This window comes from Pseudomonas marginalis (genome assembly GCF_900105325.1).
GTDB lineage: Bacteria > Pseudomonadota > Gammaproteobacteria > Pseudomonadales > Pseudomonadaceae > Aquipseudomonas > Aquipseudomonas marginalis.
Genome location: NZ_FNSU01000001.1, coordinates 241,780 through 255,777 on the forward strand (window position 1 = coordinate 241,780; position 13,998 = coordinate 255,777).

15 protein-coding genes, 2 tRNA genes and 2 pseudogenes are annotated in these 13,998 nt (G+C 60.3%); 10 read left to right on the forward strand and 9 right to left on the reverse strand.

Translation table 11 applies throughout. From position 1 onward, the window contains the following. Position 1: 1 nt before the first annotated feature. The gene (locus tag BLW22_RS01255; RefSeq protein WP_033901916.1) at positions 2–862 is read right to left on the reverse strand and encodes a ParA family protein; all 861 of its coding nucleotides are present in this window, start codon (positions 860–862) and stop codon (positions 2–4) included. 242 nt (positions 863–1,104) lie between these two features. Here BLW22_RS01255 and BLW22_RS01260 point away from each other — a divergent pair. After that, positions 1,105–1,181 (forward strand) — tRNA-Pro (locus tag BLW22_RS01260). A gap of 131 nt (positions 1,182–1,312) precedes the next feature. On the opposite strand, the gene BLW22_RS01265 is transcribed toward BLW22_RS01260, so the two are convergent. The 3 genes from BLW22_RS01265 to BLW22_RS01275 are packed head-to-tail and all read right to left on the reverse strand — an operon-like array spanning position 1,313 to position 3,528. Continuing rightward, positions 1,313–2,611 carry an NAD(P)/FAD-dependent oxidoreductase gene (locus BLW22_RS01265; RefSeq protein WP_065924079.1) on the reverse strand — a complete coding sequence of 433 codons (1,299 nt, stop codon included), beginning with the start codon at positions 2,609–2,611 and terminating at the stop codon, positions 1,313–1,315. A 60-nt stretch (positions 2,612–2,671) separates the two neighbouring features. Continuing rightward, positions 2,672–2,845 (reverse strand): DUF3094 family protein, encoded by a 174-nt coding sequence (locus BLW22_RS01270; protein WP_016976295.1) that lies wholly within the window; start codon positions 2,843–2,845, stop codon positions 2,672–2,674. Positions 2,846–2,898: 53 nt separating this feature from the next. Next, positions 2,899–3,528: a DUF1780 domain-containing protein gene (locus BLW22_RS01275; RefSeq protein WP_027604891.1), complete on the reverse strand. Its 630-nt coding sequence runs from the start codon at positions 3,526–3,528 to the stop codon at positions 2,899–2,901. 104 nt (positions 3,529–3,632) lie between these two features. Here BLW22_RS01275 and BLW22_RS01280 point away from each other — a divergent pair, with 104 nt between their 5' ends. From BLW22_RS01280 to BLW22_RS01290, 3 genes and pseudogenes are all read left to right on the forward strand, one after another. Further along, positions 3,633–4,100 carry an FAD/FMN-containing dehydrogenase gene (locus tag BLW22_RS01280; protein WP_074843851.1) on the forward strand — a complete coding sequence of 156 codons (468 nt, stop codon included), beginning with the start codon at positions 3,633–3,635 and terminating at the stop codon, positions 4,098–4,100. Then, positions 4,097–4,786, forward strand: a pseudogene (locus BLW22_RS01285) (energy-coupling factor ABC transporter permease). The gene BLW22_RS01280 and the pseudogene BLW22_RS01285 overlap by 4 nt, the downstream one beginning before the upstream one ends. A gap of 75 nt (positions 4,787–4,861) precedes the next feature. Next, positions 4,862–5,077 carry a hypothetical protein gene (locus tag BLW22_RS01290; protein ID WP_003171680.1) on the forward strand — a complete coding sequence of 72 codons (216 nt, stop codon included), beginning with the start codon at positions 4,862–4,864 and terminating at the stop codon, positions 5,075–5,077. On the opposite strand, the gene yacG is transcribed toward BLW22_RS01290, so the two are convergent. From yacG to BLW22_RS01310, 4 genes are read right to left on the reverse strand one after another with little or no spacing between them, the layout of a single operon-like run. Then, positions 5,074–5,274 (reverse strand): DNA gyrase inhibitor YacG, encoded by a 201-nt coding sequence (gene yacG, locus BLW22_RS01295; protein ID WP_065924082.1) that lies wholly within the window; start codon positions 5,272–5,274, stop codon positions 5,074–5,076. The two genes, BLW22_RS01290 and yacG, sit on opposite strands and share 4 nt — an antisense overlap. Further along, positions 5,271–5,894 (reverse strand): dephospho-CoA kinase, encoded by a 624-nt coding sequence (coaE, locus tag BLW22_RS01300; RefSeq protein ID WP_074843853.1) that lies wholly within the window; start codon positions 5,892–5,894, stop codon positions 5,271–5,273. The genes yacG and coaE overlap by 4 nt, the downstream gene beginning before the upstream one ends. Further along, a complete protein-coding gene (locus BLW22_RS01305) occupies positions 5,891–6,757 on the reverse strand; it encodes a prepilin peptidase (RefSeq protein WP_074843856.1) in 867 nt (288 codons plus the stop codon). The genes coaE and BLW22_RS01305 overlap by 4 nt, the downstream gene beginning before the upstream one ends. Beyond that, entirely contained in the window at positions 6,754–7,962 is a 1,209-nt protein-coding gene (locus BLW22_RS01310) for a type II secretion system F family protein (RefSeq protein ID WP_074843858.1), read from the reverse strand. Before BLW22_RS01310 ends, BLW22_RS01305 begins: the two co-directional genes overlap by 4 nt. A 202-nt stretch (positions 7,963–8,164) precedes the next feature. Here BLW22_RS01310 and BLW22_RS01315 point away from each other — a divergent pair, with 202 nt between their 5' ends. The 5 genes and pseudogenes from BLW22_RS01315 to BLW22_RS35645 form a co-directional block, all read left to right on the forward strand. Further along, positions 8,165–8,575 (forward strand): pilin, encoded by a 411-nt coding sequence (locus BLW22_RS01315; protein WP_065924109.1) that lies wholly within the window; start codon positions 8,165–8,167, stop codon positions 8,573–8,575. Positions 8,576–8,610: 35 nt separating this feature from the next. After that, on the forward strand, positions 8,611–10,011 hold the full coding sequence (locus tag BLW22_RS01320; protein ID WP_065948452.1) for an O-antigen ligase family protein: 1,401 nt from the start codon (positions 8,611–8,613) through the stop codon (positions 10,009–10,011). Positions 10,012–10,059: 48 nt separating this feature from the next. Beyond that, a tRNA-Thr gene (locus tag BLW22_RS01325) sits at positions 10,060–10,132 on the forward strand. Positions 10,133–10,282: 150 nt separating this feature from the next. Continuing rightward, positions 10,283–10,588, forward strand: coding sequence for a DUF6388 family protein (locus BLW22_RS01330; RefSeq protein WP_027604882.1), 306 nt, complete (start codon positions 10,283–10,285; stop codon positions 10,586–10,588). A 21-nt stretch (positions 10,589–10,609) separates the two neighbouring features. Then, positions 10,610–10,699, forward strand: a pseudogene (locus BLW22_RS35645) (outer membrane lipoprotein carrier protein LolA); the annotation flags it as partial. 7 nt (positions 10,700–10,706) lie between these two features. Here BLW22_RS35645 and nadC read toward each other — a convergent pair. Then, positions 10,707–11,555 carry a carboxylating nicotinate-nucleotide diphosphorylase gene (nadC, locus tag BLW22_RS01335; protein WP_027604881.1) on the reverse strand — a complete coding sequence of 283 codons (849 nt, stop codon included), beginning with the start codon at positions 11,553–11,555 and terminating at the stop codon, positions 10,707–10,709. 244 nt (positions 11,556–11,799) lie between these two features. On the opposite strand from nadC, the gene BLW22_RS01340 reads away from it, so the two are divergent. Next, positions 11,800–13,950: a DUF1631 domain-containing protein gene (locus BLW22_RS01340; RefSeq protein WP_065948451.1), complete on the forward strand. Its 2,151-nt coding sequence runs from the start codon at positions 11,800–11,802 to the stop codon at positions 13,948–13,950. The last annotated feature ends 48 nt before the right edge of the window (positions 13,951–13,998 follow it).

Sequence of the window (13,998 nt, forward strand, 5' to 3'; positions counted from 1 at the left end):
TTCAACGATCCTCCCTCACCAACTTTGCTACCTTCTCCTCGGTCATGGCCTCAAAACGGTCCCGCCATTCTGGAAAGAGCTCTATGGCCAATTGGCGGATGACGACAAGGGCTGCAGGGGATATGCGGTTGGAAGGCTGCCGGTATTCCAGGCGATGTACTGGGAGGCCCTGGGATGCAGCGCTACGAAAGACCACAGCGGTGGGGATGATGCTTTCCAGAACGCTGATCTCGTCATTGTCCTGAAATATTTCCCGTACTGACTGCTCGATCATCTGCGCGTCGGTGGTTTGGTCGAGGTTGTTGACGACGATCCGCACGGGAGGAATTTTCATGCCCAGGCGCCCATAGGCGCGAAGGCCGTCTAACATCTGCATGGTTCCCCGGCTGAACTCCCGTGCAGCGAGCATGTTGGGTGGAAGTGGAGATATGACCAAATCAGAGGCTAGGACCACCATTTCGAGCATGGCCGATCTGGCGCCCTGAGTGTCAATCAGTACCAAGTCAAAATGATCTTTGAATGCGGGCATCAGGTTGGCGAGGCGCAACCGTCCGTCGGGAGCCTGCAGGAGGAGGCTGTTCAGCTGGTTGTTGATGTCATTGGAGATCACCAACGACAGGTTTGGAATCGCGGTGCTGGATATGATCTTGGCTGAGTCGGTGATATTGAACGCGAGCAGATCGTAGATGCCGCCTTGGGCTTCATCTACCAATTGGTAATACGAAGAAAGGGAGGGCTGAGCAGGATCCAGGTCGATAAGGAGTGTGCGAAGGCCCGCGTCCGCGCAGAATGCGCCGAGGTTGGCCTCAATAGTGGTTTTGCCTACGCCGCCCTTGGTCGAAACGACCGCAGTGATTTTCATGGTTTGGAGCCTCTAATGTGGGTTCATTAGAGGCTGCGAGGCCACGGAAATAGCTATGTGTAGCGAACACGATCCTGAGCTTTGAAGCACTAGAACCAATTGTCTTTTAACCAATTGGTCGTAGGTTCGAATCCCACACGACCCACCATTTTTGAGACCAGTTAACGCTGGAATCGAATCTTAAGATCAGAGGCCAAAAGCGCTGATCGAAGAAGGCGACTGAAAGGTCGCCTTTTTTTTACCGGGGTATAGCGCAGTCCGGTAGCGCGCCTGCTTTGGGAGCAGGATGTCAGGAGTTCGAATCCCCTTACCCCGACCATATTAAAAATCCTCGTATCGAAAGATACGGGGATTTTTTTTGCCTTAAATTATCTCAACTCCAACACAATACTAATGTGGAAGGGAGCAAGCCCCTCCCACATTGACCGAGTCCCACCAGGGACTCTGTTGTCAGTGAAGTTTCAGGCGCGGCTCAGTCCCGCGTCCAATCTTGCTGCCCAGCATCAGCATCGCCGTGCGGAAGAAGCCATACAGTGCCATCTGGTGCATGCGGTACAGCGACACATAGAACATCCGCGCCAGCCAGCCTTCCAGCATCACGCTTCCGGTCAGGTTGCCCATCAGGTTACCCACCGCCGAGAAACGCGACAGCGAGATCAGCGACCCATAGTCGGTGTACTTGTACGCCGGCAGGTCCTTGCCCTCGATACGCAGTTTCAATGACTTGGCCAGCAACGAGGCCTGTTGGTGCGCGGCCTGGGCCCGTGGCGGCACATTGCGGTCGGTGCCCGGTTGCGGGCACGCGGCGCAGTCGCCAAAGGCGAAGATGTTTTCATCACGGGTGGTTTGCAGCGTCGGCAGCACTTGCAGTTGATTGATGCGATTGGTTTCCAGGCCATCGATGTCCTTGAGGAAAGCCGGGGCACGAATCCCGGCGGCCCACACCTTGAGACTGGCAGGAATCACCTGGCCACTGCTGGTGATCAATGCGTCGGCGGTCACTTCGCTGACCGCTGAGTTGGTCAGCACCGTCACCCCGAGCTTTTCCAGGGTTTTATGCACAGGCCCGCCAATCCGCTCCGGCAAGGCAGGCAGTACACGAGGGCCGGCTTCGATCAGGGTGATGTGCATGTTTTCCGGCTTGATGCGGTCCAGGCCGTACGCCGCCAGTTCGTGGGCCGCGTTATGCAACTCTGCGGCCAGTTCGACGCCCGTTGCACCCGCACCGACGATGGCGACGCTGATCTTTTCCACCACATCGGTCTGCCCGGCATGGGCGCGCAGGTAGTGGTTGAGCAGCTGTTGGTGGAAACGCTCGGCCTGCTTGCGGGTATCGAGGAACAGGCAGTGCTGCGCCGCGCCCTCGGTGCCGAAATCGTTGGTGGTGCTGCCTACCGCAATCACCAGGCTGTCATAGCCCAGCACGCGTGCAGGCACCAATTCGCGGCCTTCTTCGTCGAGGGTGGCGGCCAGCTGGATTTTCTTCTGTTCGCGGTCGAGCCCGCTCATGCGCCCCAGTTGGAACTCGAAGTGGTTCCATTTGGCCTGGGCGACGTAATTGAGTTCGTCTTCCGAGGAGTTCAGTGAGCCGGCAGCGACTTCGTGCAGCAAAGGCTTCCAGATATGGGTGAGGTTGGCGTCCACCAGCGTGATGCTGGCGGTGCCGCGCTTGCCCAGAGTCTTACCCAGGCGGGTAGCCAACTCCAGGCCGCCGGCGCCGCCGCCGACGATAATAATACGATGGGTCATGGGGGTATCTCGCAAGGCTAAAGGAAATCGGAGCAGTTACCCCCGCGAGCGCCAGGCAGCTCATAGCGTCAGGTAACTCAAAAGGCGGCTGAGCAGGCCGAGCCCGATCACCACCACCAGCACCACACCAAGGAGCAGCCACGGCCGGAAAGGCTTGCGCTCGACTCGGTTCTGGGAGAGTTGCAGGTACTCTTCGACATGCTGTTGGTCGTCGGGGTTCAGGCGGCTGGTCATATAAGGCCTCGTCAGGTAGACGTTGCAAAAGGGCGCCACGTTACAGTGGGGGATCAGAGGCTGATGCCCACATCGAACACTATGCTGCGCCCCAGGTTGTTGCGCAAGAAATCCGGCGCGTCCGGGTGGGCGAACAGCACCCGGGCAAATGTCGGCCCCACCAGCGACAGCGAGCGCCAGCCCTGGCGCAAGTATTCGGTGGGTGGGGGGAAGTGGCTGTTGAGGTCGAGCACTTCGCGCTTGAGGCTGGTGAACGCGACGATATCCAATTCGCCCAGGTCCATCCCGCGCTCTTTGTAGTTATGGGCCTTCTTGCGCAACGTGGGCGCCAGGCGCAGCAGGAATTCATGGGCGGGGATACGCCGCGGCTTGGCTTCGCGCCGCACCAGCTGGCTCAGGGAGAATGCACTGCGTCGACGCAACAGCTCGTCACGCCATTCGTCGTTCAGGCGGCGCCCTTCATCGAGTACGAAAAACACCTCGAAACTGGCATCGCGAAACAGCACGTCGGGCGGTTCTTGCCCGGCGGGGTGAAACTCTTCGGCGCGGTAGGGCACATTCAAGCCTTGCAACAGGCGCTGGCAGACCCAACGCTCACGCTCCCATTTGCGGGCATTGGACAGGAACGCATTGGCTTGTTCGGCTGCTACGGTGAGCAGGCGCAAATAATCTGAGTCATCCATGCCTGCAGCTTAGCGTCCAAATGATGACCGCAGGAAGTCCTGCTGCAAAAGCCAGGGTGTAGACTGGCCTTTCAAGCGTAATTCCCCCGAATGAGGAGCGTGCAGTGAAGTGTCTGGTGGTGCTGTTGCTGAGTCTTTTGCCGGTATGGGCACAGGCTGTTGAAGTGGGCGAACGCCTCGCTCCCTGGACCTTGCTCGATCAATTCGACCAAGCCTATACCCTCGATAACCAGGCACGGATTCTGTTGGTGGCGCGCAGCATGGACGCGGCCAAGCTGGTCGACGCGGCGCTGCAAGGCCAACCTGCAGGCTACCTCGAAGCGCGGCATGCCGTGTTCGTCGCTGACATCCAGCGCATGCCTCGACTGATCGCCAAATTGTTTGCGGTGCCGGCCATGCGATCCTACAACTACCGCGTCATGCTGGACCGTGACGCACGTATCGCCCCGCGTTATCCCGCGGCGGCGGATAAAGTGCTGTGGCTGCAGTTGGATCACGGTACGTTGGTTTCTCAACATGAATACGGCACTGCTGCCGAACTGCGCCAGGCCCTGGAGCAGGTGAAGCCGTGATCAGTGCCGCAGTGCTGGCGCCCACAACCCTCGGCATCGGCTGGCTGTTGTATGCACCGGTGCTGCTATGGGCGATCCTGCGCTCGCCATGGGTGGAGTTGTTTGCCGACCGGCGGCGCCAGCATTTGTTGTTCGGTACGGTGTTCGCACTGTTCATGTTGTGGCTGGTACGACGGGATTTCGACACCGGTGTGTCCTAACACTTTATCGGTATGACCGCCGTAACCCTGCTGTTGGATTGGCCCCTGGCCATCGTCGGTGGTTTTGCCGCCCAGTTCGGGTTAATGCTGCTTGGACGCCAGGACCTGGCAGCCCTTGGCGTCAACGGCCTGCTGCTGATCGTGCTGCCGGTGCTGATCACCGAAGGCTGTGCGCTTGTGGTCGAGCGAGCGCAGCCGCGCAATCCCTTCGTGTATATCTTCTGCTCCGGTTTTTTTGCTGCCGCGTTGTCGGCCTTGTTTTGCCTGCTGCTGGGGCTGGGGTTGCTGTGGTTCGACGGTCGTTTTGCCATGCCTGAATGGCTGGAGGATTTCGTTGGCTACCTGTGGCTGATCATCTTCCCCGAAGCCTTTATCAACGGCATGGTGATCAGCGCCCTGGTGGTGTTTTGTCCGGAATGGCTGGAGACATTCAACCGCACACGCTACCTCTCGGCGCCCTGGAAGGATGACGAATCGCAGCGTTGACCCAGATCAAATCCCGCGCAGCCGAGCAGGCCCATGCTCTGCGAAATTTTCCTAGGCAAGGCGGGAGCACGAATCATGAGTGTGTACGAGTGGGCACGGCAGGAGTTGCGCAGAAGCCAGGATGCGGCACAGGAAATCGGTTTCGACCCGGGCTTGACCCTGCGCGCCATGCTCAGCGCGGTGGTGCAGCAGAGCAAGGGCGTACGCAGTTTCGAAGACCTGGCCGACGAGCTGCAATACCTCGCAGAAAACCTCGACGACCAGCAGGAATACGCCTTTATGCGGCCTTAGTGGCGCGGCGGCAAGTCTTCGGAAAACAGCTCGTCTTCGGCATCCGGCGCCACGGGAATCTTGTGTTCCTCGGCGGCCCACGCGCCCAGGTCGATGAGTTTGCAACGGTCCGAGCAGAACGGCCGGTTGGGGTAGGCTGCATTCCATTCCACGGGTGCACCGCAGGTTGGGCAGTCGACGGTCAAGGGTTGGCTCATGATCGGCCTCCACGCAAAGTAAGGTAAAAGTGGTGCAGTCGCTCGACCTCGCTGTGCAGCCAGGCGAGATCCTGGTCATTGACCAGCACGTCATCGGCATGGTTCAGGCGGTCTTCACGGCTGGACTGTGCCTTGAGAATTGCCTGAACCTGTTGTTCGCTGATGCCGTCGCGCTGCAGGGTACGCTGAATTTGCAGCGATTGCGGCACGTCGATCACCAGGATGCGCTGGGTCATGCTGTACTGGCCGGATTCGATCAGCAGCGGGGACACCAGGATCGCGTAAGGCGAGCGGGCGCGAGCCAGGTGACCGCGAAGCTCCTCGCCAATCAACGGGTGCAGCAAGGCTTCCAGCCAGCGGCGCTCTTCGGGCACCTCAAAGATCAGCTTGCGCAACGCGGCGCGGTCCAACTGGCCGTCGGGCTGCAATACGCCAGCACCAAAATGCTCGGCGATGCGGGCCAGCGCCGGCCGGCCGGGTTCGACCACCCAGCGCGCGGCGTGATCGGCGTCCACCAGGTCAATGCCCAGGTCGATAAAGTGCTGGGCTGCCGCACTTTTACCGCTGCCGATGCCACCGGTGAGGCCGAGAATCCAAGGTGTTGTAACAGGAGTGGTCATCTGAAACCGACAGACTGCAAATAGAAGTCGGTTATTTGACCACCCCAGAGCAATGCAATCCAGCCGGCAATTGCCAGATACGGACCAAACGGCATCGGCGTGGACGCCAGGGTCTTGCGCAGGCGCATCAGGATCAACCCGACAAACACCCCTACCAGCGACGACATCAACAGTGTCATCGGCAATATCTGCCAGCCGCCCCAGGCGCCGAGCAAGGCCAGCAACTTGAAATCACCGTGGCCCATGCCGTCTTTGCCGGTGACCAGCTTGAACAGCCAGAACACGCTCCACAGGCTCATGTAGCCGATCACGGTGCCCCATAGTGCGTCGGGTAATGTCGTCAGTAATCCAAAGCTGTTGACGATCAGCCCCAGCCACAGCAATGGCAGCACCAGCACATCAGGCAGCAACTGGTGGTCTGCGTCGATCAGGCTCATTGCCAGCAACCCCCAACTCAACACCAGCACCGCTGCGGCCTGCCAGCCAAAGCCGAAATGCCAGGCAACCCAGGCCGAGATCAACCCACAGGCGAGTTCCGTGAAAGGGTAGCGGGGGCTGATGGCTCCCTGGCAATGGGCGCAGCGCCCCCTGAGCATCAGGTAGCTGAGCAGTGGGATATTTTCCCACGGCCGGATTGGATGATCACAGTGTGGGCAGCATGAGTTGGGGTGCATCAGGTTGTAGGTCGGCCCGCCAGGTTCGGCAGGCAAGCCGAGCACTTCATGGGCCTGGTCACGCCATTCCCGTTCGAGCATTTTTGGCAGGCGCCAGACCAGCACGTTGAGGAAACTGCCGACGATCAGCCCCAGTACCAGCGCGATGGTGACAAAGGCCAATGGGTGCTCGTTCAACAGCAGGCTCAAAATGCACTCCCCAGCTGGAAGACCGGCAGGTACATGGCGATGACCAGCGCGCCGACGATGCCCCCCAGCACCACCATGATCAATGGCTCCATCAGGCTGGTGAGGTTGTCGACCTGGTTGTCCACGTCAGCCTCATAGTGGTTGGCGACCTTTTCCAGCATGTGTTCCAGGGTGCCTGACTCTTCGCCGATCGCCGTCAGTTGGATCGCCATGCCGGGAAACAGGCCGCTGTTGGCCATGGATTGATTCAGTTGCATGCCGTTGGATACATCGTGACGCATATGTTCGATTGCCTGTTTGAACGGGCCGTTTCCCACGGCGCCGGCGACTGAATCCAATGCCTGGACCAGTGGAACACCGGCGGCGAAGGTCGTGGAGAGCGTGCGGGCGTAGCGGGCCACGGCGGATTTTGTCAGCAGTTTGCCTGCCAGGGGCGCTTTCAACAAACCTGTGTCCAGCCAGTAGCGAAAGCCCGACGAAGCCCGATAGGCCTGGCGCAGCCCAGCGGCTCCCGCGACTATGCCCAATACCAGCATCCACCATGCGTGCTGCATGAACGCCGACAGGGCGATCACGTGCAAGGTAAATGCCGGCAGTTTGCCGTCGACTCCGGCGAACAGGGCCTGGAACTGCGGTACCACGTGGACCAGCAGTATGCCGGTGACCAGGCTGGCAACCACCAGGACAGCAATGGGGTAGGTCATGGCCTTTTTGATCCTGGCCTTGAGCTGTTCACTCTTTTCCCGGTGGATCGCCACCCTTTCCAGCAGTGTCTCAAGCGCCCCGGCCTGTTCGCCGGCGGCCACCAGGTTGCAGTACAACTCATCGAAATAACGCGGTTGTTTGCGTAATGCCTCAGCCAGGCTGCTGCCGGCGGCGATCGCCTGTTTAAGTCCCAGCACCTGCTCACGCACAGCGCGATTGTCGACGCCTTCGCTGATGATGTCGAAGGCTTGCAGGAGTGGAACCCCAGCCTTCAGCAACGTCGCCAGTTGGCGCGTGAGCAGCGTGATGTCAGCCGCTTTGACTGATGGGGTGAGGCTTGGCGGCAGCGGGGATTGCTTGCGCACACGACCGGGGCTGATCCCTTGCTGGCGCAGTTGTGCCTTGACCAGGGCAGCGTTGTGCCCCTTGGTTTGCCCGGACACCCTGCGCCCTTTGCGGTTGATGCCTTCCCAGGCGTAAGTCGTTGAAGCGTTGTCCATGTCGCGGTTCCGCATACAGGCTGTCGAAGATTTATAGCTTAGTCAGGTGACGGATTCGGGCATGCCGATGGCGCGGGATAAAAATGTCAGAATGTGCGTCTTGAGCGCGATTGGCCGCTTGCGGGTGAGTACACTGGCGCCGTTGCAAAAACGGGGTGCAGGACGCGCCTTGTCATGAGTTCTATTCTGGAGAGTGAATGTGATACGTCAGAAAGGCTTTACCTTGATCGAGTTGTTGATCGTCGTGGCAATCATCGGCATTTTGGCCACCATCGGCCTGCCCATGTACACCACCCACCAGGCCAAGGCCAAGTTCACTGCCGGCCTGGCTGAAATTGCCGCGTTGAAGGCTGGTTACGAAGACACCATGAACCAGGGCACCGTACCTACCGTGGCCTTGATCGGCGGCACCAGCCCTACGGCCAACTGCAAGATCGACGTGGCAGGCGATGTGGCCACGGGGGCGGGCTCCATCAGCTGCGAAATACTCGACGCACCGGCACCGGTGCTGGGCAAGACCATCACCCTGGTCCGCAGCGCCGCCGGCTGGAAGTGCGCGACGACCGCTGAAGCGAAATATGCCAGCAAGGGCTGCGGCGCCGACGGCGCATAACTGCTAAACCATCCACAGGGAAGTAGAGGTGGCCGATGGTGTTATCCGTACAGCAGCGAGGCGGTGTTTTCCTGGTAGCAGCGGTGTGCCTGTTGAGTGTCGGCATCTGTGCACCGTTCGGCGGGCATGATCTACAGCGTGTCATGCAAATTGCCATCGGGTTTTGCGCGGTGCTGTATGGGTTGTCGGTTACCTCCACTGAACCCTGGGTAGACAGGCCCACTGCCTGGGGCGTGGTGCTGGTTGTGGGGCTGGGCCTGCTGTCGTCGACGCTGGCCCATCAGCCCCTATGGGCGCTTACCGAAGTGGCGCTGTTTGTCAGCTGCGCGGCGATTGCCGTCGCCTTTGCCCTGCTTCGTCGTCACGGCGGCGAGCCTCTGGATCGCGTGCTGATCCTGGTTGTGGTGTTGCTGTGCCTGATCAAGTCGCTCCAGTATCTGTATGCCGGTACGCTGGCGTTCACCAGCGGCGAGCGCATGCTGGATCCTGACCGACTGCTCTCCGGCTTTTCCAACAAGCGTTTCTACGGACAGTTTCAGACATTTACCTTGCCATTGCTGGCGCTGCCTTTGCTGATACCCAATGTCTCCCGCGCCTTGCGGGGGATGGTGTTTGCGTTGCTGTGTGTCTGGTGGCTGATAGCAATCAGCGGCGGTACGCGGGGTACCTGGCTTGGCATGGGCGTGGCGGGCGTGGTGTTGGCGCTGCTTGGGCCATGGGGGCGTCGCTGGCTGGGCTGGCAATTGGTCGCGGTGTTGGTTGGGCTGTTACTGTATTGGCTGATATTCACGGGGCTGGCGGATTACCTGGGGATTGAACTCACCAGTGATGCCGCGGATCGCCTCACCACTTCGCTGTCGGGACGGGGCCCGATCTGGTGGCAGGCGTGGCATATGCTCGTCGAGCGACCGTGGCTTGGTTACGGACCGATGCATTTTGCCGATATTGCCAACAGGATTGCCGCTCATCCCCATCAGGCGATCCTGCAATGGGCCAGCGAGTGGGGTGTACCCTCGGCGCTGTGCGTGGCGGTGTTGGCATGGCGAGGCGGCTGGACCACCTTGGCTGTGCTACGCGAGCGAGCGCTGTCCGCCGCGCGGGTTGACCTGCTGCGCTTGTGCCTGTTTGCGGCGTTGGTGGGGACGCTGGTGCAGGCCATGGTCGATGGCGTGATCGTGATGCCCAACTCCCAGGTCTGGTTGGCGCTGGTGGTGGGCTGGCTGATGGCGCTGCATGAGTTGCGCGTGCCAGCAAGCGCTGTGCTGCCGTTGGCGCGGAACCTATGGAAAGCCTTGGGTGTGTTGGCCGTTGGTCTGTTGGTATTTATCGCGGTGCGCGATGTGCCTCACCTCCAACAAGCCCAGCAGCAGTACCAGGACCGCAAAGGTAATTACCTGCAACCACGCTTCTGGGCTCAGGGGGTGATTGCTCGTTGAAGGGTGCAAGTTGCCGGGCGCCCGATGCGGTGCTAGCTTTAGTCCACCGCCCGTGTAGCTCAGTTGGTAGAGCAGCGCACTCGTAACGCGAAGGTCGCAGGTTCGATTCCTGTCTCGGGCAAAAAGGCAATACTGTTTCAAAGGCAATGTTTTCAGATGATCCCAGAATGGTTCTGAAGGCCAGACGAGTTGGCACGTGTGCCGGCTCTTTTGTATCTGCGCAACCTTGATGACCCAGATGCATCCCCATTCCTCGATCTAAGAGAACGACATGACCACGACTGAAATGACCCAGGAAGTTCGGCATCAAGCAGCCCTCGAAAAATACCTTGAGGAATCGCCGCAGCTTAAAGAAGAGATCAAGGACCTGAGCGCCGATGATCAGCGCGACCAGATCCAGTGGGCGTTTGAGGACGAGGCCGAGAGCCAGGGCTTCCAGCCTTGGGAACTGACCCTCAAGTACACCTCGACGCCGGAAGAGTTCGAAGCGGCGCGGCTGGCCTTGCACAAAGAGGCGGCCGAGGTGCTGGGTGTCGAATGGGAAGAATACTGCGAGATGAACGACCTGGTCGTTTAGACGCAGCTTGTAGGAGCGAGCTTGCTCGCGAAAATCGCTAACGATGACGCGGGCTGCCTGGTTCCCTGCGGCGTTCTCAGGTTTTTCGCGAGCAAGCTCGCTCCTACAGTTAAGGTGCTCAGATACTGAGGCGCATCGACAAATCCACCGCCTTCACATCCTTGGTCATCGCACCAATGGAGATGTAGTCCACCCCCGTCTCTGCGATAGGCAGCAGGGTGCTTTCATTGATCCCGCCGCTGGCTTCCAGCTTGGCCTTGCCGCCGTTCAGGCGCACGGCTTCCCGCATGTCTTCCAGGCTCAATTCATCGAGCATGACGATGTCGGCGCCCGCCGCCAGCGCTTCGCGCAGTTCGTCCAGGCTCTCCACTTCAATTTCCACCGGCTTGCCGGGTGCGATCTTGTGGGCGGCGCTGATGGCCTGGGCAATCCCGCCGCTGGCAGCGATGTGGTTTTCCTTGATCAGGAAGGCGTCATACAAACCGATACGGTGGTTGTGGCAGCCACCGCAGGTCACCGCGTACTTCTGCGCGAGGCGCAGGCCGGGCAGGGTTTTTCGAGTGTCCAGCAGCTTGACCTGGGTGCTGGCGACAAAATCCGCCAGGAACCGGGCGCGTGTGGCGACCCCGGAGAGTAACTGCAGGAAGTTCAAGGCAGAGCGCTCGCCACTGAGCAGCGAACGCGCCGGCCCCTCCAGGTGGAACAGTGCCTGGTTGGGGCTGACGCGTTCGCCGTCGGCCACCTGCCAGTGCACGGCGACCCGTGGGTCCAGTTGGCGGAATACGGCATCCACCCACGCAGTGCCGGCGATGACGGCGGCGTCGCGGGTAATGATGGTGGCCGTGGCCAGCCGTTCGGCCGGGATCAACTGTGCGGTGATGTCGCCGCTGCCGATGTCTTCCAGGAGCGCGCGGCGCACGTTGGCTTCGATTTCGGCGGTGAGGTCGGCTAGACGGAGGTTCGGCATATCAGGCTCCACAAACAAAGTGTCCCGATTATAGGGGCAGCGTGCGTTTGAACCCAGGCTCACCACTCATTTACAGCGCAATGTCAGAGTTTGCTGGCGCAACGGCACTCATTTGCAAGATAATCTCGCGCCTTGCAATTGGCGTCATAGCTTTGACGTCCTGGTGATAACCGGTTATCCACAGCCTTATTGGGCCTGTACCCGATCTTTCCCCAACGCTTTACCGCCGTTTCAGGAGGCCAGGATGCACAATGACGGAAAGGTGGTGCCAATCAACAAGGCACAAGCCACGCCATCGCCGCTCGCGCGCCTGCCGGTGGTGCTGCTGCAGGTTCGCGACAAGGCGGCGCAGCAGTTGCAGCAGGGTTTACAGGAACTGTTCGATAACGCCGACGACACCTTGTTCGAAATGGCCGACAAGGCCCGCAACAACGTGGACCACCATATCTTCTTTGAAGCCATGCGCGACCTGCGCCTCAAGCGCAAGAATTTCGAGCGTGTGTTCATGGAGCGGCTGTTCGAAGCCTTTGGCAACCTGGGGCTGGCGGGCCGTGGTGAACTTCAGTTGGTGCCGGTGGTGTCCTATGACGCGGCCTCAGGCACGTCCAAGGATGACCTGGAAAAAGCCGTCGCGCTTGAAGCCATGCTGGGCCGGGTGCGCCACCGCGACGGCCTGGCGCTGTCGCAACTCACGGCACGCCTGAGTGTCTTGCTCGGCAATCGCCTGGACGACTGTGAAAACCCCCTGGGTCCGGCGCTGCTGTGCGAGTTTTTCCTGCGTGCCGGGCGTAGCCTGGGCGTGGAGATCCGCGTCAAGCTGATCATGCTCAAGCTGTTTGAAAAGTACGTACTCAGTGATGCTGACCAACTGTACGGTGAAGCCAATCAGCTGCTGGTCGCGACCGGCGTGTTGCCGGAACTCAAGGCCGCGCCGTCCCGCCGCCCCTGTGGCCGTGCCGCCCGTGATCATCAGCGTGAAGAGGTATTGCCGAGCACCGACCAACACGTCGACGAAAATGGCCAGCAAGCCTTCAGCGCCTTGCAGGCGCTGTTGACCGTCGTGCGTGGTAGCGTGTCGCCTACCCTTGAAGCCAGTGCCGAACCCCAGCCTATCGCCACCCGCGACCTGCTGCGGCTGTTATCCCACTTGCAGCAGTACGTCCCGGAGCCGGAAGCCGAGGATGATTTCGACCTGTGTAACCAACTCGAGCAGTTACTTACCCGTGTCAGCGTCAAGAGTGGCAAGTCGCGGGTGGTGGAGGATGCGGATGAAGATGTGATCAACCTGATCGCCCTGCTGTTCGAATTCATCCTCAATGACCGCGCAGTGCCGGACGCCTTCAAGGCCTTGATCGGCCGTCTGCAGATCCCGATGCTGAAAGTGGCGGTGCTGGACAAGAGTTTTTTCAGTCGCCCCGGTCATCCGGCGCGGCGCCTGTTGAATGAAATCGCTACCACCGCCATGGGCTGGAGTCCGGTCGATGACTTCCAGCGCGACAGCCTGTACCTGCGCATAGAGCAGGTGGTTCAGCGTTTACTCAATGATTTTGTTGAAGACCCGGCGATTTTTTCCCAATTGCTGACTGAATTCACTGCGTTCACCGCCGATGAGCGTCGTCGCAGCGAATTGCTTGAACAGCACACCCGCCATGCTGAAGAAGGGCGCGTGCGCACAGAAGCGGCGCGGGCACGGGTGGCCGAGGTACTGAATCGACGGATGCTGGGCAAGGTTTTGCCGCAGGCGGTGGTGCAGTTCCTGCAACAGGCCTGGAGCCAGGTGCTGTTGCTGGCCAGCCTCAAGCACGGCGAGCAGTCGGTGCAATGGCAAGCAGGGCTGCGCACCATGGATGAGCTGATCTGGAGTGTCAGCCTGCCGGCAGACACTGAAGCCGGGGTGCACTTGCTGGAGCAGTTGCCTGGGTTGCTCAAGGCACTGCGCGACGGTTTGACCAGCGCTGCATTCGACCCCTTCAGCACCCGTGATTTTTTTGTGCGCTTGCAGACCCTGCATGTCCGGCCGCCGGAGGGGGGCGATGGATGGCTCGAAGTGCGTGAACCCTTCGTGTTCAGCGTACTGCCGCTCGATCCCGTCGAGGGCCTGCCGGAGGATGATCCGGACCTGGCCAAGGTGCACCAATTGCGAGTCGGTGACTGGATCGTGTTCCAGCAGGGCCCGGCAGGCACCCTGCGGTGCAAGCTGACGGCGATCATGGCGCCGGCCAACACCTACGTTTTCGTCGGCCGTACCGGGCTCAAGGTTCTGGAGAAAAGTGCGGGCCAACTGGCAATGGCGCTCAAACGTGGCGCGCTGCATCACCTCGACGACGAGCCGCTGTTCGAGCGGGCGCTGGCGGCGGTGGTGGGCAAGCTGCGTCAACTCAATCGCGGCAAGTGATCGCAACCACGGGGTCGAACGCGGCATACTGGTCACACTTAGTCACGT